Raw genomic sequence first — 22,759 nt, forward strand, 5'->3', positions numbered from 1 at the left:
GTGGGGTCCTTCGGTCCGAGGAGGTCGGTCGGGTGCGGGGGTCAGGCGCCGATCAGTTTGGAGAACCTGTCCTCGAAGTCGCTCTCCTCGGCCTCGGTGAGGCTCCGGAAGTTGTGGACCTTGGCGGCCATCTCGGGGGTGGGGATGACGAGCGGGTTGGCGGCGGCGTCGGGGTCGAGTTTGGCCAGCTCGGCCTGGGCGCCGGTGACCGGGGAGACGTAGCCGATGCCCGCGGTGAGCTGGGCGGCTATCTCGGGCCGGTAGTAGAAGTTGATGAGGCGTTCGGCGTTGTGCTTGTGCTGGGCCCGGGCCGGGATGAGCAGGTTGTCGGTCGAGGCGACGTAGCCGGCCTCGGGGACGGCGAACTCGATGTCCGGGTTGTCGGCCTTGAGCTGGATGAGGTCGCCGCCCCAGGCGACGCAGGCGGCGATGTCGCCGGAGGAGAGCTCCTGGCCGTAGTCGTTGCCGGTGAACTTGCGGATCTGCTTGGAGTCGACGGCCTTCTGCAGGCGGGCGAGGGCGGCCGCGTAGTCGTCCGCGGTGAAGGTGGCCGGGTCCTTGCCCATGTCGAGGAGGGTCATGCCGACGGTGTCGCGCATCTCCGAGAGGAAGGTGACGCGGCCCTTGAGCTCGGGGTCGTCGAGCAGCTGGGAGACGCTGGTGACGGCCTTCCCCTTGGTGGCCTTCTTGTTGTAGGCGACGACGACCTGGATGCCCGCCCACGGGTACGAGTAGAGGCGGCCCGGGTCCCAGTCGGGGGCGCGGAAGCGCGCTTCCAGGTTGGTGATGGCGTCGGTGATGTTGTGCTGGTCGAGCTTCTGCACCCAGCCCAGGCGGATGAGGCGGGCGGCCATCCAGTCGGTCAGCACCATGAGGTCGCGGCCGGTGTCCTGGCCGGCCGCGAGCTGTGGCTTGACCTTGCCGAAGAACTCGACGTTGTCGTTGACGTCCTCGGTGTAGCGGACCTTGACGCCGGTGGCGGCGGTGAAGGCGTCCAGGGTGGCGTGCTTCTGCTCGTCCTTCTCGTCGACGTCGATGTAGAGCGGCCAGTTGGAGAAGTTGACCGCCTTGTCGGTGTCGGAGAGGTCCTTGGCGGCGTTGGCGGAGGCGTCGTCCGAGAGGTTCGCGGAGCTCTTCGCCGGCGGGATGCCGCAGGCGGTGAGGGTGCCCGCCCCGGCGGCGAGGGCGCCGGCGCGCAGCAGGGTCCGGCGGCTGAGGGCGGCGCGGCCGCTGGTCAGGCTGCGTTCCCAGGCCTTGCGGACCGGCTCCGGCAGGCCGGCGGGGATCTCGTGGAGCTGCATGCGGGCACACCCTCCTGGGGGGTGGTGGGTCAGGGGACGGACGGAATTATCGGTCCCCGAAGATCGTGCGGTGCCAGTCCTTGCGGGCGACCGCGGTGGTGTCGTACATCACATGCTTGACCTGCGTGTACTCGTCGAGGGAGTACTGCGACATGTCCTTGCCGTAGCCGGACGACTTGTATCCGCCGTGCGGCATCTCGCTGATGATCGGGATGTGGTCGTTGATCCAGACGCAGCCGGCCGCGATCTCGCGGGTGGCGCGCAGGGAGCGGTGCACGTCGCGGGTCCAGGCGGAGGCGGCGAGACCGTAGGGGGTGTCGTTGGCGAGGCGCAGGCCCTCTTCGTCGGTGTCGAAGGGCAGCACGACGAGGACGGGGCCGAAGATCTCGCCCTGGACGACCTCGCTGTGCTGGGCGGCGCCGGTGACGAGGGTCGGCAGGTGGTAGGCGCCGAGGGTGAGGTCGGTGCCGTCGTGGCCCTTGGTGGCGGTGGTGCCGCCGGTGACGACGGTGGCGCCGTCGCGGCGGGCGCGGTCGACGAAGCCGGCCACGCGGTCGCGGTGGGCGAAGGACACGAGCGGGCCCAGGTCCGTGCTCGGGTTGCGCGGGTCGCCGACCCGGACGGCGGCGTACAGGTCGGCGACACCGGCGACGAAGGCGTCGTAGAGCGGGCGCTGCACGTACGCGCGGGTCGCGGCGGTGCAGTCCTGGCCGCTGTTGATGAGCGACGCGGCGACCGCGCCGTGCACGGCGGCCTCCGGGTCGGCGTCGTCGAAGACGACGAACGGGGCCTTGCCGCCGAGCTCCAGGTGGGTGCGCTTGACGGTGGCGGTGGCGAGTTCCGCGACCCGCTTGCCGACCGGGGTGGAGCCGGTGAACGACACCATGGCGACGCCGGGGTGGGAGACCAGGTGCTCGCCGGCGGTGCGGCCGGCGCCGGTGACGACGTTGACGACACCGTCGGGGATGCCCGCCTCGGTGCACGCGGCGGCGAACATCAGCGAGGTCAGCGGGGTGAGCTCGGCGGGCTTGAGCACGATCGTGTTGCCGGCCGCGATCGCCGGGAGGATCTTCCAGGCGGCCATCTGCAGCGGGTAGTTCCACGGCGAGATCGAGCCGACCACGCCGATCGCCTCGCGGCGCACGTAGGAGGTGTGGTCGCCGGAGTACTCCCCGGCGGCCTTGCCCTCCAGGTTGCGGGCGGCGCCGGCGAAGAAGGCGGTGTTGTCGATCGTGCCGGGCACGTCGAACTCGGTGGAGAGCTTGATCGGCTTGCCGGTCTGCGCGGTCTCGACGTGCGCGAACTCCTCGGCGTGGTCGGCGAGGACGCCTGCCAGCCGGTTCAGGGCCTCGGAGCGGCTGCCGGGCGTGGCCCGGGACCACTCGGGCAGCGCCGCACGGGCCGCCGCGACGGCGGCGTCGACGTCCGCGGTGGAGGCCAGCACGACCTCCTGGACGGTGCTGCCGTCGGCCGGGTTGACGACCCGGAAGGTTTCGTCGCCGCTCCCGCGTACCGGCCGTCCGGCGATGTACTGGGCTCCGCTGCCGAAGCTGGTCAGGTCCATCAGGTCTTCCTCCATGTGGCCGGTGTTCGGCTTCCGCGTACGGCGGCGGGAGCGCGCTGCACGCCCATGGTGACGCGGCGGAGCGGCAAGGCCCGTGCGCCAGGACGTACGACTGGTCGAGTCGCCGGTAGCAGACGGAGGAATCCGAGACGGCGGATCACCGGGATTGCGCGATCCTGACAGGCCCAGTTTGCTTCCACAAGGGATTCCGCTGTTGCCTTCTGGTTACGCCACGGATTCCGCTGCCGATCCCCGGATTTCGCCACTACCCGACCCGCCGACCATGCCTTCTCCGGCCGACGGGTGACAAGGCCCACTCCGACAGGCCCGGCCGCAAGGGCCTTACAGGGTGCAAGGGCGCGCGGCGGGTGGCCGGGCACCGCGGCGAGGCAAGATTTCCCTGACACCCTTGATCAGCTGGAGGCGCGCGATGCTCCCCACCGTCGCCCGGGTACTCGACCTGGACGTGATGCGGCGCGGCCTGCCCCAGGTCGTCGCCGGCTCCGACCACCTGGAGCGCCCGGTCCGCTGGGTGCACGTGAGCGAGCTCCCGGACGTCGCCGGGGTGCTCCAGGGCGGCGAACTGGTGCTCACCACCGGCATCGCCCTGCCCGAGCAGCGCGAGGGCCTCGCCCGGTACGTCCACGAGCTCGCCGACGTCGGCGTGGCCGGCCTGGTCGTGGAGTTCGGCCGCCGCTACTTCGACACGCTGCCGCGCGCCCTCGTGAACGCCGCCGAGCAGCGTGGCCTGCCGCTGATCGCGCTCCGCCGCGAGCTGCGCTTCGTCGCCGTCACCGAGGCCGTGCACGCCCTGGTCGTCAACGCGCAGCTGGAGCAGCTGCGCACCTCCGAGGCGGTGCACCAGGTCTTCAACGAGCTCGCTGTCGAGGGCGCCGAGCCCGGCGAGGTCGTCCGGCAGGTCGCCCAGCTGGCCGGCGCGCCGGTCGTCCTGGAGAACCTCGCGCACCAGGTGCTGGCACACGACAGCGCCGGACGCACCGAGTCGGAGCTGCTGGAGGACTGGGAGGCGCGCTCGCGCGGCGTGCGGCCCGCCGGCCGCACGGGCCACGACCCGCGCAGCGGCTGGCTGGTCACCGCGGTCGGCGCCCGCGGACAGGACTGGGGCCGCCTCGTGCTGATCGGCGACCCGGGCCCGCTGCCGGAGGGCGTGCCGCACCCGCACGCGATGATGCTGGAGCGCGGCGCGGCCACGCTGGCGCTCAACCGGCTGGTCGTCCGCGACCGCGAGAGCCTGGAGCGGCAGACCCACCGCACCCTGCTGTCGGGCATCCTCACGCACGCCCTGACCGTCAGCGAGGTCGCCCTGCGCGCCCAGGCGCTGGGCGTGCCGCTGGAGAGCCGCCGGCTGGTCGGTGTGGTGCTGCGCCGCCGCCGCGGTCCGGTGCCGGCCGCGCTGGAGGCCCAGGCCCGGCTCCGGGACTTCACCGAGCTCGCGGCGACGGCGGTCCGGGTGAGCCGGCTGTCGGCGCTGGTCGGCGCGCTCGACGACGAGGGCGTGGGCGTGCTGATCGCCCTGGGCTCGCAGCAGGACGAGCACACGGCGCTGGAGGCGTTCGCGGCGGCCCTGCGCAGGCTCGTCGCGGACAGTGCCCGGGACACGGGCGCGGCCGCCGCGGAGCCGGTGATCGCTGTCGGCTCGTCGGTCGGCTCGGTACGGGACGCCCGGCGCACCCTGCTGGAGGCGACGCAGGTCGCCGACGCGGCGCTGCACGACGCACCGGGCGGGCGGGCCGCCGCGTACTACCGGCTGCCGGACGTCCGGCTGCGCGGCCTGCTGCACCTGCTGCGCGACGACGAGCGGCTGCAGACGTACGTGGAGCGGGAGCTGGGGCCGCTGCTGGCGTACGACGCCGAGCACGGCGGGCAGCTGGTGCGGATGCTGCGGATCTACCTGGAGCAGGGGCGCAACAAGTCGGCGGCGGCGGACGCGGCGCACCTGTCGCGGCCGTCGTTCTACGACCGGCTGCACAAGGTGGAGCGGATCCTCGGCGTGGACCTCGACCAGGTGGAGTCGTGCCTGTCGCTGCACGTGGCACTGCTGGCGCTCGACGCGGTGCGCCGCTGACACCCGGCCGGGTGCCGACGGCGCACCGCGTCCGCCGCCGTCAGCGGGCGGCGGGCGGTGGCACGGCGCCGCGGCCGAGCGCCTCCAGCGCGGCGGCGTCGCGCGCGCGGACCTCCAGGGCGGCCCGGGAGCCGTCGGCGAAGTGCGCGTCGGCGCGGCCGGAGACCGCGGTGAGGCGCAGCTCGACGCGCCGCAGGTGCTCGCGGGGGACCTCGCCGAGCCGCACGATCCGCTGCCCCCGGCCCTCGGCCGCCAGCAGGATGCGGCGGTCGGTGACGACCACGAGCAGGTCGTGGTTGTCGAAGGCGGGCGTGGCCTCGGTGCCGGTCAGCACGGCGATCGCGAAGCGTCCCGCCTGGCTCTGCCAGCCGCCGCTCAGCCCGCGGCCGCGGACGAGGCGCCGGACCGTCCGGGCGAGGCCGAAGACGGCCTCCTCCAGGAGCTCGACGACCACGCCGACGAGGTCCGCCAGGAGGAACAGCACCCGGAGGACGCCGTCCTTCCGCGGCCGGTGACGCCGCGGCACCCGCCGGATCAGGTCGGAGAGTTCGAGGTCGACGACGCCGAGCAGCCGCTCGCCCGGCGGTACCAGGGGGGCGACGAGCGGCACGAAGGAGTCGGTGGCGGACCCGACGGCGTGGCGCACCGAGGAGTACACCGGCACCGGGTGGCCGGGAGGTGCGTGGCCGGCGGGTGCGGGGGCGGTGCGGCCGGGCGGCGCGTGCTGCGGGGCGCCCTGGGGGGTGGTCATCCGAAGGCCTCCTCGACGCGGTTCGTCGGCACCCGGTACGGGTCCTGCTCGTAGGTGCCGTCGAGCCGTCCCGCGAGGCCGTCGACGACGGTGTCGTCGCCGAGGTGACCGGTGACGGCTCCGGCGAAGTCGCCGGCCCCGGTGACGGCGCCGAGCCCGCCCTTGAGGCCGCCCTTGACGGTGCCGAAGACCTGCTGGACGCCCTTGGCGGCGGCGTACTCGCCGAGGTTCTCCACGGTGGGGTTGCGCAGGGCGTTCATGCCGCTCTCCCAGCGGTTGCCGCGGCCGCCGATCTTGCGGACGGCTTTGGCCGCCTTCCAGCCCTTCTTCAGGTTGCCGAGGCTCTTGCCGGCGGTCTCGATCTCCTTCACCGCGTCGAAGAGCCGCTTCAGGGCCTTTTCGAGCTTGACGGAGACGCGGCCGACCCGGGCGACGAAGACGGCGATCTCGGCCTCGGCGACGAGCGCGTTGACGATGGTCGCGGCGCCCAGGGTGACGATGTCGACGACGACCATGACGGCGAGGGAGACGATCAGTGCCTCGATGGCCTCGCGGATGATCTCGACGACGAGTTCCTCGGCGAGTTTGCACTCGGCCGCGGCCTGGCTGATGATCTGCGCGACCTGGTCCATGTCGGCGGCGGTGTCGTCGATCGCCTGCACGACCTCGCCCATGTGGCGGCCGAAGGCGCCGGACGCCTCGCCCTCCCACCGGCCGGCGAGGTCGGCGCCGCCGGCCCGGAGGGTGTCGGCGACCTCGTGCATGGCCCTGGCCTGGGCCTGCCACTCCTGGGCGGCGGCGGTCAGGGCGGCGAGGTCGCCGGTGACCTCCTCCAGGCGGTCCATCAGGCCGGTCGCGTCGAGGGCCATGCGGACGAGGTCGTCGAGCCCGGCGTCGAGGCCGTCGCTGACCGGGTTCTGCAGGTCGGGCAGCGGTGCGAGGGCGGACTGCACGCGGTCGCGGGTCCACCGGTAGGTGTCGGCCGCGCCGGTGAACGACGGGGTGGGTGCGGTCACCGGGTGCCTCCGTAGCCGTCGGCGACGGCGGCCTCGTGCTCCTCGTAGTTCTCCGCGGAGAACCGCAGGCCGTCCGCGGTGTCGAGCAGGATGTCCTGCAGGTCGGCGAAGTTCTGCTGCTCGGCCTCGGCGTGCTCCTGGTAGGCCCCGAAGAGGTCCTGGGAGCCGGGGAGCTTGCCGAAGTCGGTGGACGTCAGTCGGACGGACGCCAGGCGTGAGCGGATCTGCGTGATCTGCTCGGCCTGGCCGCGGATGACGGCCGCGTAGGCCCTGAGTGCTTCGGGCTGTACCCGAAAGCCGTGTTCCCCCATGATCGGTACCCTCCGGTTCGCGTAAATCAGCACATCATCGTACTGATCGCGACTTCCGGGCCCCGCCCGGCCACCGCCCGCACACGCGGAGGAGCGGCCCCGGGCCGTGCCCGGGGCCGCTCCTCCGCGTGTGTCGGACCGCGCGTCAGACCGTGTGCGCGTCCGTCAGGGTCAGCACCTCGTCCAGCACGGCGAGGCCCGCCTTGGCCTCCTCCTCCGTGACGGTGCACGGCGGCACCACGTGGAAGCGGTTCATGTTGACGAACGGCCACAGCCCGCGCTGCTTGCAGGCCGCGGCCAGCTCGGCCATCGGCGCGTTCGCGGCGCCCGCCGCGTTGTACGGCACGAGCGGCGCACGGGTGGCGCGGTCCTTCACCAGGTCGAGCGCCCAGAACACGCCCAGCCCGCGGACCTCGCCGATCGACGGGTGACGCTCCGCCAGCTCGCGCAGACCGGGGCCGAGCACCGTCTCGCCGATGTGCCGGGCGTTCTCGACGATGCCCTCCTCCTCCATCGCGTTGATGGTGGCGACGGCCGAGGCGCAGGCCAGCGGGTGGCCGGAGTAGGTGAGGCCGCCGGGGAAGGGGCGCTCGGCGAAGGTCGCGGCGATCTCGGCGGAGATGGCCACGCCGCCCAGCGGCACGTAACCGGAGTTGACGCCCTTGGCGAAGGTCAGGAGGTCGGGGGTGATGCCCCAGTTGTCGGCGGCGAACCACGCACCGGTGCGGCCGAAGCCCGCCATGACCTCGTCCAGGATGAACACGATCCCGTAGCGGTCGCAGATCTCCCGGACACCGGCCAGGTAGCCCGGCGGCGGCACGAGGACACCGGCGGTGCCGACCACCGTCTCCAGGATGATCGCGGCGACCGTGCCCGGGCCCTCGAAGGCGATGACCTCCTCCAGGTGCGCCAGCGCCCGCTCGCCCTCCTGCGCCTCGTTCTCGGCGTGGAAGTTCGAGCGGTAGGCGTAAGGGCCCCAGAAGTGCACGATGCCGGAGACGCCCGTCTCGTTGGCCCAGCGACGGGGGTCGCCGGTCAGCGCGATCGCGTTGGCGGTGGCGCCGTGGTACGAGCGGTAGGTGGAGAGCACCTTCTGCCGGCCCGTGTGCAGCCGCGCCATGCGGATGGCGTTCTCGTTGGCCTCGGCACCGCCGTTGGTGAAGAAGATCTTGTCGAGGTCGCCCGGGGTGCGCTCGGCGATCAGCCGGGCCGCCTCGCTGCGCGGCTCGACCGCGAAGCCCGGTGCGATGGTGCAGAGCTTCGCCGCCTGCTCCTGGATCGCGGCGACCACCTTCGGGTGCTGGTGGCCGATGTTGGTGTTCACCAGCTGCGACGAGAAGTCGAGGTAGCGGTTGCCGTCGTGGTCCCAGAAGTAGGAGCCCTCGGCACCGGCCACCGCGAGGGGGTCGATCAGCGCCTGGGCGGACCACGAGTGGAAGACGTGCGCGCGGTCGGCTGCCTTGACGGCCTGCCCGACGGCCGAGTCAGCGGTGGGGATGCTCATGCCGCCAGCGTATTGAGAAGCCCGGCCCGGGGGCAGTTCCACCTTGTCACGCCATCCGCGCGTCGTCGTGACACCCTGCCAAGCCGAGGCCCTGCGGCGGGCCGCCGCGGACCCGGCCCCGCAACGCCGGAACGGCCGTGCGGCGGGAGCCGTACGGCCGTTCCGGTGCGTCCCGGTGCGTTCCGGTGCGTTCCTGCGGGAGTGTCAGATCGCGGTCATGACGTGCTTGACGCGGGTGTAGTCCTCGAAGCCGTACGAGGAGAGGTCCTTGCCGTAGCCGGACTTCTTGAAGCCGCCGTGCGGCATCTCGGCGACCAGCGGGATGTGCGTGTTGATCCACACGCAGCCGAAGTCCAGGCGGCGCGACATCCGCATGGCGCGGGCGTGGTCCTTCGTCCAGACCGAGGAGGCCAGCGCGTACTCGACGCCGTTGGCGTAGGAGACGGCCTGGTCCTCGTCGGTGAACTTCTGCACGGTGATGACCGGGCCGAAGACCTCGTTCTGGATGATCTCGTCGTCCTGGTTCAGGCCGGAGACCACGGTCGGCGCGTAGAAGTAGCCGACCTCGCCGACCCGGTGGCCGCCGGCCTCGACCTTGGCGTGCGCCGGGAGGCGGTCGACGAAGCCCACGACCTGCTTCAGCTGGTTCGCGTTGTTGAGCGGGCCGTAGAGCACGTCCTCCTCGTCGACACCGCCGGTCTTCGTGTCGGCGGCGGCCTTGGCGAGCGCGGCCACGAACGCGTCGTGGATCGACTCGTGCACCAGCACGCGGGTGGCGGCGGTGCAGTCCTGGCCGGCGTTGAAGAAGCCCGCCACCGAGATGCCCTCGACGGCCTCGTCGATGTCGGCGTCCTCGAAGACCACGACCGGGGCCTTGCCGCCGAGCTCCAGGTGGACGCGCTTGACGTCCTTCGCCGCGGACTCCGCGACCTGGATGCCGGCCCGCACGGAACCGGTGATCGAGGCCATCGCCGGGGTGGCGTGCTCGACCATCAGCCGGCCCGTCTCGCGGTCGCCGCAGATCACGTTGAAGACGCCGGCCGGCAGCCCCATGTCCTTGAGGATGCCGCCGATGATCCCGGCGAGCAGCACGGTGGAGGCCGGGGTCGTGTCCGAGGGCTTGAGCACGACGGTGTTGCCCGCGGCGATGGCCGGGGCGAACTTCCACACCGCCATCATCATCGGGTAGTTCCACGGGGCGACCTGGGCACAGACGCCGACCGGCTCGCGCCGCACGATCGAGGTCATGCCGTCCATGTACTCGCCCGCGGCCTTGCCCTCCAGCAGGCGGGCGGCGCCGGCGAAGAAGCGGATCTGGTCGACCATCGGGCCGATCTCCTCGGAGAGGGTCAGCCCGCGCGGCTTGCCGGTGTTGCGCACCTCGGCGTCCACGATCTCGTCGGCGCGGGCCTCGACCGCGTCGGCGATCTTCAGCAGCAGCCGCTGCCGGGTCGAGGGGGTCGCGTCGCGCCACACCGGGAAGGCCTCGGCGGCGGCGGCCATCGCGGCGTCGACGTCCGCGGCACCGGACAGCGGGGAGGTCGCGTACACCTCGCCGGTCGTCGGGTCGGTCACGTCGAGCGTGCGGCCGTCGGCCGCGTCGACGAACTCGCCGTTGATGTGGTTGCGCAGCGTACGAAGCTCGCTCACGGGTCTCTCCTCGGTCTGGGCCTGCGCCGTTGCAGGGAATCCGGCGCCAGGGTACCTCCGGCGGACGGCGCGCCGGGCATCTGCGGCCGCGGTCCGCGCAGGGGTGCGCAGGCCTGCACGTGTACGTCGCCAAGACTACCGGGGCACCGACCTTATCGGCAGGCCGCCTCTTGATGAACGACGCAATCCGCACGCAATTTTGGAAACCGCGACGAAATCAGCAGCTCTCCGGGTTGCGCCCCCGACCACGATCGTGCACAGTGGCGACGTGGCCAACCGCGACCGGAACGCCAGCGTTCCCCTCGACTCCGCCTCCAAGGCGATCATCGAACAGCTCCAGGAGGACGGGCGCCGCCCGTACGCCGCCATCGGCAAGGCCGTCGGCCTGTCCGAGGCAGCCGTACGGCAGCGCGTCCAGAAGCTGCTCGACCAGGGCGTGATGCAGATCGTCGCCGTCACCGATCCCCTCACCGTCGGGTTCACCCGCCAGGCCATGGTGGGCATCCGGGTCGAGGGCGACATCGAACCGGTCGCCGACGCCCTGGCCGCCCTCGACGAGGTCGACTACGTGGTCTGCACCGCGGGCTCCTTCGACCTCCTGGCGGAGCTGGTGTGCGAGGACGACGAACACCTGCTCGAAATGATCAACAAGCGCATCCGCGCGCTTCCCGGCGTGCGGAGCACCGAGAGCTTCGTTTATCTGAAGCTCCGGAAACAGACCTACACCTGGGGCACCAGATGACAGCCGACCCGGCGCAGAAGGACCTTTCCAAGACCGCCTACGACCACCTGTGGATGCACTTCACCCGCATGTCGTCGTACGAGAACTCCCCCGTGCCGACCATCGTGCGCGGCCAGGGCACCTACGTCTGGGACGACAAGGGCCGCAAGTACCTCGACGGCCTCGCCGGCCTCTTCGTGGTGCAGGCCGGCCACGGCCGTGAGGAGCTCGCGGAGGCCGCGGCCAAGCAGGCCAAGGAGCTCGCCTTCTTCCCGGTGTGGAGCTACGCCCACCCCAAGGCCGTCGAGCTCGCCGAGCGCCTGGCGCACTACGCCCCCGGCGACCTCAACAAGGTCTTCTTCTCCACCGGTGGCGGCGAGGCCGTCGAGACCGCGTGGAAGCTCGCCAAGCAGTACTTCAAGCTGATCGGCAAGCCCACCAAGTACAAGGTCATCTCCCGCGCGGTCGCCTACCACGGCACCCCGCAGGGCGCGCTGTCGATCACCGGCCTGCCGGGCCTCAAGGCCCCGTTCGAGCCGCTGGTGCCCGGCACCCACAAAGCCCCCAACACCAACATCTACCGCGCCCCCGAGTACCTCGCGGGCCCCGACGGCACCGTCGACCCCGAGGCGTACGGCCGCTGGTGCGCCGACCAGGTCGAGCAGGCCATCCTCTTCGAGGGTGCGGACACCGTCGCCGCCGTCTTCGTCGAGCCGGTGCAGAACGCCGGCGGCTGCTTCCCGCCGCCGCCCGGGTACTTCCAGCGCCTGCGCGAGATCTGCGACCGCCACGACGTACTGCTCGTCTCGGACGAGGTCATCTGCGCCTTCGGCCGCCTCGGCACCATGTTCGGCGCCGACAAGTTCGGCTACCAGCCCGACATGATCACCTGCGCCAAGGGCATGACCTCGGGCTACTCCCCGATCGGCGCCACCATGATCTCGGACCGCATCGCCGAGCCGTTCTACAAGGGCGACAACACCTTCCTCCACGGCTACACCTTCGGCGGCCACCCGGTCTCCTCCGCCGTGGCGCTGGCCAACCTCGACATCTTCGAGCGCGAGGGCCTCAACCAGCACGTGCTCGACAACGAGTCGAAGTTCCTGGGCACCCTGAACAAGCTGCGCGACCTGCCGATCGTCGGCGACGTCCGCGGCAACGGGTACTTCTACGGCATCGAACTCGTGAAGGACAAGACCACGAAGGAGTCGTTCAACGACGACGAGATCGAGCGCGTCCTCTACGGCTTCCTCTCGAAGGCCCTCTTCGAGAACGGCCTGTACTGCCGCGCCGACGACCGCGGCGACCCGGTCGTGCAGCTGGCCCCGCCGCTGATCTCCGACCAGTCGACCTTCGACGAGATCGAGCAGATCCTGCGGGTCAGCCTCACCGACGCGTGGGCCAAGATCTGACCTTCCGCCCCACCCTCCGCCGAAGGGCGGTCCCGGACCTCACCCCGGGACCGCCCTTCGGCGTTCCCCTTCGGCGTTCCCCTTCGGCGGCCCGACCTCGCCCCGCCGTCGCCCCGCCGTCGCCCCGCCGTCGCCCCGCCGTCGACCTGCCGTCGCCCCCGGCCCGGCGTACGGGCGCCGGACCCCGCCGATCGCCGCATCCCGGCCGTTCCGTGTGCCGGAATGACGGCGATTTGCCCCTGGATGAGCCAGTGTGCCGCAACCGCACCGCGACCTGTTCGTTCTAATCTGACGACTGTCATATCCGCAGAGCCCCCAGGATGGATCTCCATGTCAGCGGCCCCGCCCGACAACGACGTGCTGTGGGCCCGAGGGATCGTCAAGTCCCACCACGGCACCCCCGCCCTGCGCGGGGTATCGCTCGGCGTCCGGGAGGGCGAGGTGCTCGCCGTCACCGGCACCCGCGGCTCCGGCAAGAGCACCCTCCTCGGCTGCCTCTCCGCCCGGCTGCCCGTCGACGAGGGCGAGGTCTGGTTCAACGGCACCCCCGTCCACACCCTCACCCCGGCCCGCCGCGAGCGCCTGCGCCTCCAGCACTTCGGCCACGTCGGCTCCGAGCCCCACCTGGTGCCCGAACTGACGGCCCGGGAGAACGTCGCGCTGCCCCTGCTGCTCGCCGGCACTGGCCGCAGGGCCGCGTACACCGCCGCCGCCGAATGGCTCGACCGCCTCGACGTCGCCGACTGCGCCGCCCTGCGTCCCGCGGAGCTCCGCCAGAACCAGCGCCAGCGCGTCGCCGTCGCCCGCGCCCTCGCCCCCCTGCCCCCGGTCGTCCTCGCCGACGACCCCGGCGCCCCGCTGCACCGCGACGAGCGCGAGCAGGTCCTGCGGATACTGGCCAGCGCCGCCCGCTCGCACCGGCTCACCCTGGTGCTCGCCACCCACGACCCGGAACCCGCGGGCCAGGCCGACCGCACCCTCACGCTGGTCGACGGCCTGCTCACCGCCGCCCCCGCCGCACCGTCCGAGACCGGCTCCACGGCCGTCTCGGCCGCGCGCTGAAAGGACGACGTGTTCCATCTCCGACTGGCCAGGAACTACCGGGCCACCGACCTCGCCCGCCTGCTGCCCGCCGCCGCCGTCGCCGCGGCCACCGCCGCCCTGCTGCTGCGCGCGCTGGGCCGGGCACTCGGCGAACCGGCCACCGCCTCCGTCCCCCGGCTGCTGTGGTGCCTGCCCGCACTGGCCGCCCTCGGCTGGCTCTGCGCCGCCACCGCCCGTGCCGTACCCGCCCAGCATCCCGAGCGGATCGCCGGACTCACCGCCGCCGGACTCGGCCCGCGCCGCATCCGGCTGCTGCTCGCCGTCGAGACGGCCGCCACCACGGCGCTCGGCAGCCTGCTCGCCCTGCTGGTCTTCCTGATCCTGCGCAACGACGTCGCCGGCCCCCGGCTGGCCTCCGACATCGGCATGGGCATCCCGCTGCCGGCCGCCGCCCCGGTGACCCTGCTCGCCCTCGTCCCGCTCGCCGCCGGCTGCGCCACCGCCGCGGCCGTCCGACTCCCCGAGGCACTCCCCGGCCAGCACCCGGAGGCCCCCGCACGGGGCTTCCACCCCCTCCGCATCGCGGTGCCGATCGGATTCGTCCTGGTCGGCATCACCCTGGAGCTGTACGGGCTGCGCCCCGGCGCCGAACAGGACGGCCGCCCCGTCCTCCTGCCCGCCCACCTCGGACCGGTCGGCACCGCCGCCCTGACCGGATGGGCCATCACCGCGCTCGGGCTGCTCCTGCTCACCGCTCCGCTCACCGGCCTCGCCGGACGGCTCCTCGCCGTGCACCGGCCCGGGACGGTCCGGCTGCTCGCCGGACGGTCGCTCGCCGCCGAGGCCCGGAGACTCGGCAGCACGCCGGCCGTCGTGTCCCTCGCCGTCGCCGTCCTGACCGCCGCCCTCGCCGAGGGCCACGGGCCGGGCCTCCCGGCGGTCGCCGGGGCCGTCCTCGTCGGCGGCTGCGCGGCCGGGGCCGCGACCGCCCGCATCGCGGAGATCCGGGCGTCCCGGCGGCCCGGCACCGAAGAGCTCGTCCGGCTCGGCGCCGCGCCGGGAATCCTGCGGCGCGCCGCCGCGGTGCGTGTCACGGCGGCCTGCGCCGTCCTGCTCTGCACCGGCGCGCTGACCGCACTGCTGGGCGTCGCCGCACTCGCCTGAGACGCGCACAGGGCCGGCCCCCCTGAGGGGGCCGGCCCTGTGCTGTGCGGGTGTCCGAGCGGGTGCGGTGCCGTCAGCCGGCCGCGGCGAGCTGACCGCAGGCGCCGTCGATCTCCTGCCCGCGGGTGTCGCGGACGGTCGTCGGCACGCCGTGCGCCTGGAGCCGGCGGACGAACTCCCGCTCGTCCTCGGGCCGCGAGGCCGTCCACTTCGAACCCGGCGTCGGGTTCAGCGGGATCAGGTTCACGTGCACCCGGTGGTTCTTGATCAGCCTGCCGAGCAGGTCGGCACGCCAGGCCTGGTCGTTGATGTCCTTGATCAGCGCGTACTCGATGGAGATCCGCCGACCGGACTTCTCCGCGTAGTTCCACGCGGCGTCCAGCACCTCGTCGACCTTCCACCGGGTGTTCACCGGCACCAGCTCGTCACGCAGCTCGTCGTCGGGCGCGTGCAGCGACAGCGCCAGACGGCAGCTGAGCCCCTCGTCCGCCAGCCGGTGCATCGCCGGCACGAGGCCGACCGTCGACACGGTGATGCCGCGCTGCGACAGACCGAAGCCGTCCGGCGCCGGGTCCGTCAGACGCCGGATCGAGGCGAGCACCCGGTTGTAGTTGGCGAGCGGCTCACCCATGCCCATGAAGACCACGTTGGACAGCCGCGCCTCGCCCCCGGCGACGGCACCGCTCTTCAGGTCGCGCATCCCCGCCGCGATCTGCTCCACGATCTCCGCGGTCGACAGGTTGCGGGTCAGCCCCGCCTGGCCGGTCGCGCAGAACGGGCAGTTCATGCCGCAGCCGGCCTGCGAGCTGATGCACATCGTCACACGGTCCGGGTACCGCATGAGCACCGACTCGACCAGCGTGCCGTCGAAGAGCTTCCACAGCGTCTTGCGGGTGGCGTCGTCGTCGCACGAGACGTGCCGGACGACCGACATCAGGTCGGGCAGCAGGCCCTCGGTCAGCTTCCCGCGGCTCGCCGCCGGGATGTCCGTCCAGGTCTCCGGGTCGCTCGACAGCCGCCCGAAGTAGTGGTTGGACAGCTGCTTGGCGCGGAACGGCTGCTCGCCCAGCTCGGCGACGGCCTCCTTGCGCTCGGCGGGACTGAGGTCGGCAAGGTGTCGCGGGGGCTTGGCGCCGCGCGGCGCGACGAAGGTGAGTTCTCCGGGCTTAGGCATGGTCCACCCAGTGTCGCAGATCCGGAGCACTACCCCATGTCCCGCTTGGGGTGGAGCGCTCGGCCTCAACCGTCGTCCGTCATCGTTGGCCGACCTCCACGGCCCACAGACGGCCCAGGAAATCGGATTGCCCATGGCGCTGGTCAGCATCCTCGGCTGCGGTCCTGCTCTGCCGCCGAGCCGGCATCAGCGCTGTGACCGCACCGATCAGGCCCGTCATCGCAGTGACAAGGCCTGCGGACACGGCGAGGACCTCGACAGTGGCGCTACCGCCTACGTCGTTGCTTGAACCCGTCCCCGGATTGGCGCTGACCCCAAAATCGGTTGGAGAGGCTGCTGCGGGGCCGGGAGACGGGGTTGACGATGGTCCGGCGCCGACGCCACCCGCGCCGCTTCCCTCGGGTGGAGATGCTTCCGCGGAGGCGGCAGATGGGGCTGACGACGGTCCGGAGCCGCTCCCACCCTCGGAGCCGGTCAGGTTGATCCACACGCCCAAAAGCAGCAGCGCCGCGAGTAGCAGTGCTCCGCTGATTACGGCCGGCCCTGGCCAGTAACGTGCCCGCAACCACCGGAGATCGCAGTCGATCCATCACTGGCAGCTACCAAGCCGCGCAGTGGTGAGCGCACAACGCGGGTGGTGTAGCGGTTTTGGCCGGTGTCCTGTCTGGTCCGGGTCCGGGCATGATCGGGGGGCTACGCCTCGGTGCTGCTCGACGCCGGGGAGAGCATCCGAGCCGTCAGTGACTACCTCGGTCACGCGGACCCGGCCCTGACCCTCCGGGCCTACGCCCACCTCATGCCGAACAGCCGGGACCGCGCGGAAGGCCACCGACGACATGCTCCGACCCGGTGAACCGACGGCCTGACGGCCCGGCACCAACGCGAAGACGCCCTGCCGGCGGAGAACCCGCTGCGGGTCTGTACGCTCCCACCCGTGAACGATCTTCGGGTGGGAGCGTCCGTCGTTGCGGGCGGGATGGTCTTCGCCACACTCACCGTCATCGGCGGCTGGTGGGCCCTCAACGGCGGAATCTACGGCTGCACCTTCGCGGACGCGGCACTGCAGGACCCGATGGCCGCCCAGGTCCGGACAGTCGGCACCCCGCAAGGAGCACAGGCCGACGGCGAGTCGTACACCGGCTGCGACGACGACGACCGCTTCGCGTACTTCGGCCAGGGGTACGCCGAGCCCTCCCGGCGGGCTGACGTCGTCGCCTATTACCGGACGGCCGCCGCCCGCAACGGCTGGCTGCCGGCACCGCCCGAGCCGGACGAACCCGACTGGCGCCACGACCCGGCCGGCGAACGGATCGGCCTCTGCTTCACCAAGCAGATCGACGGCGCCACCTCCCATCTCGCCGTGTCCTGGGCATTCGGCGGGGAGCAGGGCTACACGGTGGAGGCCCGGGCGAGCCGGAGCGACGGCTCCTGGTGTCCGTGAGCCCGGCACCGGGAACGGCTGTGGTTCGCCCGCCGGGTGTACGCCCACCTCATGCCGAACAGCCGGGACCGCGCGCGGAAGGCCATCGACGACATGCTCCGACCCGGTGAACCGACGACCTGACGACCCGGCACCAACGCGAAAGCCCCCTTCCAGCGGAGAACACGCAGGTAGGGGGCTTTTCGTCACCTCGCCGGAGCATGTTCTCCGGGCTTGGGCATGGTCCACCCAGTGCCGCAGATACGCGAAAGCCCCGGACGCCAGGCGTCCGGGGCCTTCGTCACGGCCGGAGGGCGGGTCAGCCGCCCACGAAAGCCGTCAGCAGCAGCCAGACCACTGGCGCGGTCGGCAGCAGGGAGTCCAGCCGGTCCATGATGCCGCCGTGGCCCGGCAGCAGCGTGCCCATGTCCTTGATGCCCATGTCCCGCTTGATCATCGACTCCGCGAGGTCGCCCAGCGTCGCCGTGACCGCCGCGCACGCCCCGAGGATCAGACCCTGCCACCAGGCCCCGTCGTCGATGACGAACTCCATCAACAGCGCGCCGGCGACCATGGAGAACGCGATGCCGCCCGCCAGGCCCTCGCGGGTCTTGCCGGGGCTGATCGCGGGAGCCAGCTTGTTGCGGCCGAACTTGTAGCCCACCGCGTAGGCGCCGGTGTCGCTGCAGATGGTGACGACGAGGAACAGCAGGATCCGCCAGGAGCCGTCGTCCGCGGCCAGCATGAGTGCCACGAAGGTCGCCAGGAACGGCACGTAGAACGCCGTGAAGATTCCGGCCGTTATGTCCCGCAGGTAGTTCTCCGGCGGCCGGCTCATCCGCTGGACGAGAACGGCCAGCCCGGTCAGCGCCAGCACCGCCGCCGACCATCCGGCACCCGCCAGGTAGCCGACCAGCGGCATCGCCACCGCGCCGGCGGCGAGCGGTGCCAGCGGCACGTGCACGCCCTTGGTCTCCGCCAGCCGGGAGTTCAGCTCCCACACGCCCACGGCCACCGCTGCGATCACGACCACCAGGAACAGGACCTTGACCACGAACAGGGAGGCCACGATCACCGCCCCGAGCCCCACCCCCACGCCTATCGCGGCCGGAAGGTTGCGGCCGCCGCGTTGCTTGCGGGGCTGCTGGTCGGGTGGGGCCACGGGTGTCTCCTGGGCGCGGGGCATGGTCCGATTCTGTGCCGCAGTGCCCCTTCGGTACACCACAGGCTGCTGCGAGTGACCCGTTCGGTGCCGGATCGACCGGCGCCGCACCGTGTCGGCGACGCGGGGGCCACCCGCAGCAGAGAACTCGGTGGCAAGCGTTTCAAGATCGACCCCGGCGGCCGTGCACGGTGGCGCGGGCGTCCGGGGCGTCGTTCGTCAGACTTCGAGAAGCTCGGCTTCCTTGTGCTTCAGCAGCTCGTCGACCTGGGCCACGTAACGGGCCGTCGTGTCGTCGAGCTCCTTCTCGCCGCGGCGGCCGTCGTCCTCGCCGATCTCGCCGTCCTTCACGAGCTTGTCGATCGCGTCCTTGGCCTTGCGGCGCACCGAGCGGATCGAGACCTTGGCGTCCTCGCCCTTGCCGCGCGCGACCTTGATGTACTCCTTGCGGCGCTCCTCCGTCAGCTGCGGGAAGACGACGCGGATCAGGGAGCCGTCGTTCGACGGGTTCACGCCCAGGTCGGAGTCGCGGATGGCGATCTCGATGTTCCGCAGGGAGCTCTTGTCGAACGGCGTGATCACCGCCATGCGGGGCTCCGGCACGGAGAACGAGGCGAGCTGGTTGATCGGCGTCAGGGCACCGTAGTACTCGGCCACGATCTTGTTGAACATCGCCGGGTGGGCACGGCCGGTGCGGATCGCGGCGAAGTCGTCCTTGGCGACCGCGACGGCCTTCTCCATCTTCTCCTCGGCCTCGAGGAGGGTCTCTTCGATCACTGTCTGCTCCCTGTCCGGTTCATCTGCTGTAGTCCCGTACCGGTGCCCCGGACGGCTGATTGCTGCTCAGGGCCGGGCCGAGTCCTGGCTGATGAGTGTGCCGATCTTCTCACCATTCACCGCCCGGGCGATATTGCCCTCAGCCAGCAGCTCGAAGACCAGGATCGGCAGGGCGTTGTCCTTGCACAGGGTGATCGCGGTCAGGTCCGCCACCTTGAGGTCGCGGGAGATCACCTCGGTGTAGTCCAGCGAGTCGAACCGGACGGCCTCCGGGTTGGTGCGCGGGTCCGCGTCGTAGACGCCGTCGACGCCGTTCTTGCCCATCAGCAGGACCTCGGCGTGGACCTCCAGCGCGCGCTGCACCGCCGTCGTGTCGGTGGAGAAGTAGGGCATGCCCATCCCCGCACCGAAGATCACAACGCGGCCCTTCTCCAGGTGCCGCACCGCACGCAGCGGGAGGTACGGCTCCGCGACCTGGCCCATCGTGATGGCGGTCTGCACCCGGGTCTCGATGCCTTCCTTGATCAGGAAGTCCTGCAGCGCCAGGCAGTTCATCACCGTGCCGAGCATGCCCATGTAGTCGGAGCGGGCCCGGTCCATCCCGCGGACCTGCAGCTCCGCTCCGCGGAAGAAGTTGCCGCCGCCGATCACCACGGCGACCTCGGTGCCGGAGCGGACCACGGTGGCGATCTCGCGGGCGATCTTGTGCACCACGTCCGGGTCCACGCCCAGGCCGCCGCCGCCGGCGAAGGCCTCACCCGACAGTTTCAGCAGCACCCGGCGGCGCGAACCCTCCTGCGTGTCCCGGCCGGTCTCCAGCGTCTCCTGCATGGCCTTCTCCTTCTCCACCTGCGGGCTCGCAGGGCTGCATGTGCTGCTCACAGCGCCGGGGGTACGGTGCCCGACCCTGTGCGTACGCGCGAGGAGGCCACTGCCGCGGGAACCGGTACGGTGTCCTGCACGGCAATGGCCTCCTCGTCGTTCATGGTGCCGACGCGCCCCCCGTGGGGTGCCGGAGAGCCCGCTCGGCGCGTTCCTGCCGCGTCTGCGACGCGCAGCGCTTCCTACCTTAGGCCGGAAGCGACGGGGAACGGGTCTCAGGCGCCGACGCGGAAGCGGACGAAGCGCTTGAGGGTGACGCCGTTCTCCTCGAGAACCTTGGCGACGGTCTTCTTGTTGTCCTTGGCGAACGCCTGCTCCAGCGCGGCGTTCTCCTTGACGAAGCCGGTCACACGACCCTCGACGATCCGCGGGAGCGCAGCCTCGGGCTTGCCCTCCTCGCGCGCGGTGGCCTCGGCGACGCGACGCTCGTTCTCGATGTCGGCGGCCGGGATCTCCTCGCGGGAGAGGTACTTCGGCGCGAACGCGGCGATGTGCTGCGCGACGTCCTTCGCGACCTCGGCGTTCTCCTTGTCGAGCTCGACCAGGACGCCGACCTGCGGCGGCAGGTCCGGAGAGGTGCGGTGCATGTAGGCGGCGACGAAACCGTCACCGGCGAACTGGGCGAAGCGCTTGAAGACGATCTTCTCACCCAGGTTGGCGTTGGCCTCGTCCACGAACTGCTGGACGGTCTTGCCGGGCTCGATCTCGGACGCCAGGGCGGCCTCGAGGTCGGCCGGGGCGGCCGCGGCGACGTGCTTGGCGATCGCGTCGGCGACGACGACGAACTTGTCACCCTTGGCGACGAAGTCCGTCTCGCAGTTCAGCTCGACCAGGACACCGGAGTTGCCGCCCTCGAGGACGACGGTCAGGGCGCCGTTGGAGGCGTCGCGGCCCTCGCGCTTGGCAACGCCCTTCTGGCCCTTGATGCGGAGCAGCTCCTGGGCCTTCTGGACATCGCCCTCGGCCTCGTCCAGGGCCTTCTTGCAGTCCATCATGCCGGCGCCGGTGAGCTCACGGAGCTTCTTGACGTCCGCGGCGGTGAAGTTCGCCATGGTGTGATCTCTTCTCACGTCTCGCGTGTCTGCGTGGGGTGGCGCCGGGGCTGATGGTTCGGCCCCGGCACGGGAGAGAGGGGCACCTACCGGTGTCGTACCCGGCGGGTGCCCCTCACCCTTGGTACGTCAGGCCTGCTCGGCCTCGGCGGCCGGAGCCTCGACCTCGGCGGCGGGGGCCTCAGCCTCGGCGGCCGGAGCCTCGACCTCGGCGGCGGGGGCCTCAGCCTCGGCGGGGGCCTCGGCAGCAGCGTCGGCAGCAGGAGCCTCGTCGGCCTTCTGGCCCTCGAGGATGTCCTTCTCCCAGTCGGCCAGCGGCTGGTCGGCGCCCGGGTCGGCCTTGGTGTCGCCCTTGGCGACACCGGCACGGGCCTTCAGGCCCTCCGCGACGGCGTCGGCGATCACACGGGTCAGCAGGGTGACGGAGCGGATCGCGTCGTCGTTGCCCGGGATCTTGTAGTCGACCTCGTCGGGGTCGCAGTTGGTGTCGAGGATCGCGACGACCGGGATGTGGAGCTTCCGGGCCTCGCCGACCGCGATGTGCTCCTTCTTGGTGTCCACGATCCACACGGCGCTGGGAACGCGCTGCATGTCGCGGATACCGCCGAGGGTCTTCTCCAGCTTGTCGTACTCACGCTGGAGGACGAGGAGCTCCTTCTTGGTGAGGCCGGAACCGGCCACATCCGTGAAGTCGACCTCGCCGAGCTCCTTGAGGCGCTGCAGACGCTTGTAGACGGTCGAGAAGTTGGTCAGCATGCCGCCGAGCCAGCGCTGGTTCACGTAGGGCATGCCCACGCGAGCGGCCTGCTCGGCGATGGCCTCCTGGGCCTGCTTCTTCGTGCCGACGAAGAGGATGCTGCCACCGTGGGCAACCGTCTCCTTGACGAACTCGAAGGCGCGGTCGATGTAGTTCAGCGACTGCAGGAGGTCGATGATGTAGATGCCGTTGCGCTCCGTGAAGATGAAACGCTTCATCTTCGGGTTCCAACGACGGGTCTGGTGACCGAAGTGGACGCCGCTCTCCAGCAGCTCCCGCATCGTGACGACGGCCATGGCCGTGCTCCTCAGTGTTGCGCCCGGCGCGCCGCAGCTAGGGCAGGGTGCCGGGTCTCTCGGTTGTCTCCGTGCCGGCCAGGTGACCGTCACGCCTGACGACCCGCGCGTGCCAAGCCACCGAAACCTGGGCGGCCGGGGCCGCGACAGGCTCGGCGGACCGAGCGGCACTCGCACCGGGAAGCATCGGCCGACCCTTTGAAGAGGCGGCCACTCCACCGGTGGCGGGGCGTGCGAAGTCGACCCGGTGGACCGGGTCGCGTGTGAAGTGTACGGGAAGGCCCGAGTTGCGGGCGACTCCGGCGGCCTGCGGACGCCGCACGGCACGCCCGGCCTCCCCGCGCGAGCACCCACCGGACCCCCACCGGCCGGCCGTGGGTGAAGGGTCGGGACGGAGCACGGCCGGGCCCTGCGACTGACGGGGCCTGCGACTGCCTGGGCCGGGCGCTGGCGGGACGGCCGCGCGCGAGCGGGCCCTACCGGGTTCCGGCCGGGCCCGCTCGGGAAGGGGGCGGGTGCGCGGTCCTGCTGCCGACGGCCGCCTGCCGGTCCCGCGCGTTCGTCCCGCGCCGGTGGATGTTCACCCGGGCGGGTGGACGTGGTTGTCCACAACCCCCGGTTGTCCACAGGACCGGGGCTCACGCCGAACCGTCCACGCAGTGACGGCGAGCCTGAACCATATGACCCGCGATCCTGTCACCCGGCCCCTTCTCCT

19 protein-coding genes and 1 pseudogene are annotated in these 22,759 nt (G+C 71.7%); 7 read left to right on the forward strand and 13 right to left on the reverse strand.

Going from position 1 to position 22,759, the window contains the following annotated elements:
* Positions 1 to 41: 41 nt before the first annotated feature.
* Entirely contained in the window at positions 42 to 1,301 is a 1,260-nt protein-coding gene (locus OG335_RS13760) for a spermidine/putrescine ABC transporter substrate-binding protein (protein WP_405011389.1), read from the reverse strand.
* A 46-nt stretch (positions 1,302 to 1,347) separates the two neighbouring features.
* Positions 1,348 to 2,865, reverse strand: coding sequence for a gamma-aminobutyraldehyde dehydrogenase (locus tag OG335_RS13765; RefSeq protein ID WP_405011390.1), 1,518 nt, complete (start codon positions 2,863 to 2,865; stop codon positions 1,348 to 1,350).
* Between the two features lie 409 nt (positions 2,866 to 3,274).
* Here OG335_RS13765 and OG335_RS13770 point away from each other — a divergent pair, with 409 nt between their 5' ends.
* Positions 3,275 to 4,951, forward strand: coding sequence for a PucR family transcriptional regulator (locus OG335_RS13770; RefSeq protein WP_405011391.1), 1,677 nt, complete (start codon positions 3,275 to 3,277; stop codon positions 4,949 to 4,951).
* 40 nt (positions 4,952 to 4,991) lie between these two features.
* Here OG335_RS13770 and OG335_RS13775 read toward each other — a convergent pair whose 3' ends face one another.
* The 5 genes from OG335_RS13775 to OG335_RS13795 all read right to left on the reverse strand — a co-directional run bounded on the left by OG335_RS13775 (position 4,992) and on the right by OG335_RS13795 (position 10,183).
* Positions 4,992 to 5,702 (reverse strand): hypothetical protein, encoded by a 711-nt coding sequence (locus tag OG335_RS13775; protein ID WP_405011392.1) that lies wholly within the window; start codon positions 5,700 to 5,702, stop codon positions 4,992 to 4,994.
* The gene (locus tag OG335_RS13780; protein ID WP_405011393.1) at positions 5,699 to 6,718 is read right to left on the reverse strand and encodes a WXG100 family type VII secretion target; all 1,020 of its coding nucleotides are present in this window, start codon (positions 6,716 to 6,718) and stop codon (positions 5,699 to 5,701) included. The genes OG335_RS13775 and OG335_RS13780 overlap by 4 nt, the downstream gene beginning before the upstream one ends.
* Positions 6,715 to 7,029 (reverse strand): WXG100 family type VII secretion target, encoded by a 315-nt coding sequence (locus tag OG335_RS13785; protein WP_405011394.1) that lies wholly within the window; start codon positions 7,027 to 7,029, stop codon positions 6,715 to 6,717. Before OG335_RS13785 ends, OG335_RS13780 begins: the two co-directional genes overlap by 4 nt.
* Positions 7,030 to 7,174: 145 nt before the next feature.
* On the reverse strand, positions 7,175 to 8,533 hold the full coding sequence (locus OG335_RS13790; RefSeq protein ID WP_405011395.1) for an aspartate aminotransferase family protein: 1,359 nt from the start codon (positions 8,531 to 8,533) through the stop codon (positions 7,175 to 7,177).
* Positions 8,534 to 8,737: 204 nt separating this feature from the next.
* Positions 8,738 to 10,183 carry a gamma-aminobutyraldehyde dehydrogenase gene (locus OG335_RS13795; protein ID WP_405011396.1) on the reverse strand — a complete coding sequence of 482 codons (1,446 nt, stop codon included), beginning with the start codon at positions 10,181 to 10,183 and terminating at the stop codon, positions 8,738 to 8,740.
* Positions 10,184 to 10,451: 268 nt separating this feature from the next.
* Between OG335_RS13795 and OG335_RS13800 the strand changes: the two genes are divergently transcribed.
* The 4 genes from OG335_RS13800 to OG335_RS13815 all read left to right on the forward strand — a co-directional run bounded on the left by OG335_RS13800 (position 10,452) and on the right by OG335_RS13815 (position 14,524).
* The gene (locus tag OG335_RS13800; protein WP_405011397.1) at positions 10,452 to 10,925 is read left to right on the forward strand and encodes an Lrp/AsnC family transcriptional regulator; all 474 of its coding nucleotides are present in this window, start codon (positions 10,452 to 10,454) and stop codon (positions 10,923 to 10,925) included.
* A complete protein-coding gene (locus OG335_RS13805) occupies positions 10,922 to 12,316 on the forward strand; it encodes an aspartate aminotransferase family protein (RefSeq protein WP_405011398.1) in 1,395 nt (464 codons plus the stop codon). Before OG335_RS13800 ends, OG335_RS13805 begins: the two co-directional genes overlap by 4 nt.
* Before the next feature lie 330 nt (positions 12,317 to 12,646).
* Complete coding sequence (locus tag OG335_RS13810; protein ID WP_405011399.1) at positions 12,647 to 13,378, forward strand: ABC transporter ATP-binding protein; 732 nt, start codon at positions 12,647 to 12,649, stop codon at positions 13,376 to 13,378.
* A 9-nt stretch (positions 13,379 to 13,387) separates the two neighbouring features.
* Positions 13,388 to 14,524 (forward strand): hypothetical protein, encoded by a 1,137-nt coding sequence (locus OG335_RS13815; RefSeq protein ID WP_405011400.1) that lies wholly within the window; start codon positions 13,388 to 13,390, stop codon positions 14,522 to 14,524.
* Between the two features lie 73 nt (positions 14,525 to 14,597).
* On the opposite strand, the gene rlmN is transcribed toward OG335_RS13815, so the two are convergent.
* Positions 14,598 to 15,698: a 23S rRNA (adenine(2503)-C(2))-methyltransferase RlmN gene (rlmN, locus tag OG335_RS13820; RefSeq protein ID WP_405011401.1), complete on the reverse strand. Its 1,101-nt coding sequence runs from the start codon at positions 15,696 to 15,698 to the stop codon at positions 14,598 to 14,600.
* A gap of 694 nt (positions 15,699 to 16,392) precedes the next feature.
* On the opposite strand from rlmN, the pseudogene OG335_RS13825 reads away from it, so the two are divergent.
* Both OG335_RS13825 and OG335_RS13830 read left to right on the forward strand, forming a co-directional pair.
* A pseudogene (locus tag OG335_RS13825) lies at positions 16,393 to 16,564 on the forward strand (site-specific integrase); the annotation flags it as partial.
* A gap of 68 nt (positions 16,565 to 16,632) precedes the next feature.
* On the forward strand, positions 16,633 to 17,139 hold the full coding sequence (locus OG335_RS13830; RefSeq protein WP_405011402.1) for a hypothetical protein: 507 nt from the start codon (positions 16,633 to 16,635) through the stop codon (positions 17,137 to 17,139).
* A gap of 298 nt (positions 17,140 to 17,437) precedes the next feature.
* Here OG335_RS13830 and OG335_RS13835 read toward each other — a convergent pair whose 3' ends face one another.
* From OG335_RS13835 to rpsB, 5 genes are all read right to left on the reverse strand, one after another.
* Entirely contained in the window at positions 17,438 to 18,343 is a 906-nt protein-coding gene (locus OG335_RS13835; RefSeq protein WP_405011403.1) for a phosphatidate cytidylyltransferase, read from the reverse strand.
* Positions 18,344 to 18,499: 156 nt separating this feature from the next.
* Entirely contained in the window at positions 18,500 to 19,057 is a 558-nt protein-coding gene (gene frr / locus OG335_RS13840; protein ID WP_405011404.1) for a ribosome recycling factor, read from the reverse strand.
* A 66-nt stretch (positions 19,058 to 19,123) separates the two neighbouring features.
* On the reverse strand, positions 19,124 to 19,888 hold the full coding sequence (gene pyrH / locus OG335_RS13845; protein ID WP_405015392.1) for a UMP kinase: 765 nt from the start codon (positions 19,886 to 19,888) through the stop codon (positions 19,124 to 19,126).
* A 266-nt stretch (positions 19,889 to 20,154) separates the two neighbouring features.
* The gene (gene tsf, locus OG335_RS13850; RefSeq protein WP_405011405.1) at positions 20,155 to 20,991 is read right to left on the reverse strand and encodes a translation elongation factor Ts; all 837 of its coding nucleotides are present in this window, start codon (positions 20,989 to 20,991) and stop codon (positions 20,155 to 20,157) included.
* 129 nt (positions 20,992 to 21,120) lie between these two features.
* Positions 21,121 to 22,044: a 30S ribosomal protein S2 gene (gene rpsB / locus OG335_RS13855; protein ID WP_405011406.1), complete on the reverse strand. Its 924-nt coding sequence runs from the start codon at positions 22,042 to 22,044 to the stop codon at positions 21,121 to 21,123.
* Positions 22,045 to 22,759 lie beyond the last annotated feature (715 nt).

The sequence above is a fragment of the Kitasatospora sp. NBC_01539 genome, from assembly GCF_045040525.1.
Lineage (GTDB): Bacteria > Actinomycetota > Actinomycetes > Streptomycetales > Streptomycetaceae > Kitasatospora.

What these genes read in the sequence shown, in the direction of transcription:
- OG335_RS13760 (WP_405011389.1), bottom strand. Translation starts at nt 1,301, where the DNA reads ATGCAGCTCCACGAGATCCCCGCCGGCCTGCCGGAGCCGGTCCGCAAG.
- OG335_RS13765 (WP_405011390.1), bottom strand. Translation starts at nt 2,865, where the DNA reads ATGGACCTGACCAGCTTCGGCAGCGGAGCCCAGTACATCGCCGGACGG.
- OG335_RS13775 (WP_405011392.1), bottom strand. Translation starts at nt 5,702, where the DNA reads ATGACCACCCCCCAGGGCGCCCCGCAGCACGCGCCGCCCGGCCGCACC.
- OG335_RS13785 (WP_405011394.1), bottom strand. Translation starts at nt 7,029, where the DNA reads ATGGGGGAACACGGCTTTCGGGTACAGCCCGAAGCACTCAGGGCCTAC.
- OG335_RS13790 (WP_405011395.1), bottom strand. Translation starts at nt 8,533, where the DNA reads ATGAGCATCCCCACCGCTGACTCGGCCGTCGGGCAGGCCGTCAAGGCA.
- OG335_RS13805 (WP_405011398.1), top strand. Translation starts at nt 10,922, where the DNA reads ATGACAGCCGACCCGGCGCAGAAGGACCTTTCCAAGACCGCCTACGAC.
- OG335_RS13810 (WP_405011399.1), top strand. Translation starts at nt 12,647, where the DNA reads ATGTCAGCGGCCCCGCCCGACAACGACGTGCTGTGGGCCCGAGGGATC.
- rlmN (WP_405011401.1), bottom strand. Translation starts at nt 15,698, where the DNA reads ATGCCTAAGCCCGGAGAACTCACCTTCGTCGCGCCGCGCGGCGCCAAG.
- pyrH (WP_405015392.1), bottom strand. Translation starts at nt 19,888, where the DNA reads ATGCAGGAGACGCTGGAGACCGGCCGGGACACGCAGGAGGGTTCGCGC.
- tsf (WP_405011405.1), bottom strand. Translation starts at nt 20,991, where the DNA reads ATGGCGAACTTCACCGCCGCGGACGTCAAGAAGCTCCGTGAGCTCACC.
- rpsB (WP_405011406.1), bottom strand. Translation starts at nt 22,044, where the DNA reads ATGGCCGTCGTCACGATGCGGGAGCTGCTGGAGAGCGGCGTCCACTTC.